Source organism: Cronbergia sp. UHCC 0137 (assembly GCF_034932285.1).
Classification (GTDB): domain Bacteria; phylum Cyanobacteriota; class Cyanobacteriia; order Cyanobacteriales; family Nostocaceae; genus Cronbergia.
This window is the reverse complement of record NZ_JAYGHC010000008.1, coordinates 9848-12110: the sequence shown is the minus strand read 5'-3', so window position 1 is coordinate 12110 and position 2263 is coordinate 9848. Positions and strand designations below refer to the sequence as shown.

The 2263-nt window shown below is 41.2% G+C and carries 2 protein-coding genes; both read left to right on the top strand.

Translation table 11 applies throughout. The annotated features are described in order from the left end of the window. The first annotated feature begins 266 nt into the window (after positions 1-266). Positions 267-842, top strand: coding sequence for a hypothetical protein (locus tag VB711_RS05525; RefSeq protein WP_323284757.1), 576 nt, complete (start codon positions 267-269; stop codon positions 840-842). A 292-nt stretch (positions 843-1134) separates the two neighbouring features. After that, a complete protein-coding gene (locus VB711_RS05520; RefSeq protein ID WP_323284756.1) occupies positions 1135-2016 on the top strand; it encodes a P pilus assembly protein, chaperone PapD in 882 nt (293 codons plus the stop codon). The last annotated feature ends 247 nt before the right edge of the window (positions 2017-2263 follow it).

Here is a 2263-nt window from a genome sequence, read left to right as displayed (position 1 = left end):
AAGTTTCATCAATGGCTTATGCAAACCTGCACTAATATTATTGATGTCCTAACCACCTTGGCGGTTGCTATAACAGTAATATTCCCCAATATCCCCGACTTCTCTCAGAAGCCGGGGATGTGAATATAAAATCAGATTTTATCCTATTCTTATAGATTTCTTATACTATTCTTACTGTTTGGTCCGTATCATATACGAAATTGCATAATAAAAATCACTTTGCGTAAATGTACTGTGATATGTAATGACCAACACAGGGAATCTTCATGAAACGTATTTCTTTGCTTTCCGCTCTCGTATTAGGCGGTTCTTTCTTGTTCGCCCCCGTAGCTAAAGCTGAACAAACCTTAGACCTAGACTTCACAGGTGTTGCTCAGGCTAACTGCTTGTTCACCAACATTACATCAGGTTTGATTGTTGCTCTTGGCGCTGACATCGGTACAATTCGTTCTACCGTTGATCTTGTTGACGGAATAACAATGCCTTCTGTTGCTAACCAATCTCCAGAACCTGCCGGTTTTACTGTAGAATGCAACTCTAATACAGCACTGTTTGTAGACACCCCTGTTGCTGATGCTGCTAACCCCGAATTTACAGCAGCTAGCACCAAGTCTGTTTTAACCAATACAGTTGATACCTTTCAAATTGAGGCTTACACCTCAGCACCTGCTAGTGGTTCTGCAAGAAGTGACCAATTCTATCCCCTCCAATCTGATAATATCGGTGGTATTCCCACTGGACCTGGTACAGATTTTACAGTTGACATGAATGCTCAATCTGTTGATGGTATCCCCGTAGGTATCTACAAATATACAGTTCTAGTGACCGCAGTTCCTCAATAGTGATCTTCCGGTTGATTTCCAGCGTTAGGAAAAAGTAGACTTTGAGCTATACACAAGCTCGGCTATTTTGGGACTAAGAATATTTAATCTTTGTGCCTAGCTGGTATGAAGTATTGCAAGGGCATTGAACTCATAAGAGAATATGCCCTTATTTATTGTCGAAAGGAACAATAGCTACTTCATTTCCTTCAAGCTTACTATAACGATAGAGCGATCGCCATCTATCTAAAGGTAGATTTTTGAATAGACAGAGCGATCGTTATCAGCTAAACTCAGATTTAAAGAATACATTATGTTTACTACTCACTCTTCCTCCTGGCAAAAAGTCCTAAATTTAGGCATTCGTGTAGCTACAGGAGGCTTAATTGGACTTCCTCTGCTGCTATCCAGCCAAACTGCCCAAGCGCAGTCTTTAAATCTAATTCCTAGTATTGTCGAATTAGATACTGAACGTGGACAGGCAGAAGGGGTATTTACCGTCAGAAATATCAGTACAACTTCCCCTGTCCGCGCCCGACTTTATGCCGAGCCTTTTTCTTATACAGATATTGGATTACAGCCAGAACCTAAAAGTACAGCCGACCTTACTCCTTATCTTGTCTTTTCACCCCGTGAGATCACAGTTGGACCAGGACAAACAAGGCAAGTGCGACTCGTTACACGCATTCCTAGAGATGTAACCGATAAAGAATATCGTGCCGTCGTGTATGTTCAATCTTTAACTGAATCCCCCACCAACCCTAATTTACCAAAGAATGCCGTAATTTCTCAAATGGGTATTGTCACCAGAATTGGGGCAACGGTTTATGCCCGTCAAGGTAAGGTAGCGCCTAATCTCAAAGTTACGGGCGTTAGCTATGATCCTAAACAAAGACAAATATTACTTGGTGTGCAGAATACTGGTAATGCTTCAACCCGTCCCCACATCGAATGGACTCTCACACAGGGGGGTAAGGAGATTATCAACACAGTCCAGGGACCAGCATCAATAGTATCTAATAGTAGCCGTAAATTCCCCATTAATTATCCAGCCAAAAAAGAAAAACCTCTGCCTCCAGGTACATATAATTTTTCAGGAAAAGTAGTTTGGGTTAATAAAGGTTGGGCGTTAAATTCCAAAGTCAATCAAAATGTTGCACCCTTTAATTTTTCGTTCACCATACCTGCTAAATAAATTTTTAACATTACAGGAGTTACGCATTGACAGAAAATACCGAATATGTGTAGGGGGAAAGCTACATTTATTGTAGGGGTTGAGCATCGCTTTCATGTGTCAACTTAACAAGAAACTCTTGTAATGACGTTAGATCAAACTTATTCAATTGCCAACCAATCCCGGAAAACCCCACCCCCGCTTTTGATCAATCAAAATCTCCCCTCCCCTCAAGACTACGGTGTACACACAAGTGATCTGATTACCC

Excerpts from the sequence above, each read along its gene's own strand:
- VB711_RS05525 (WP_323284757.1), top strand. The coding sequence starts at position 267 with ATGAAACGTATTTCTTTGCTTTCCGCTCTCGTATTAGGCGGTTCTTTC.
- VB711_RS05520 (WP_323284756.1), top strand. The coding sequence starts at position 1,135 with ATGTTTACTACTCACTCTTCCTCCTGGCAAAAAGTCCTAAATTTAGGC.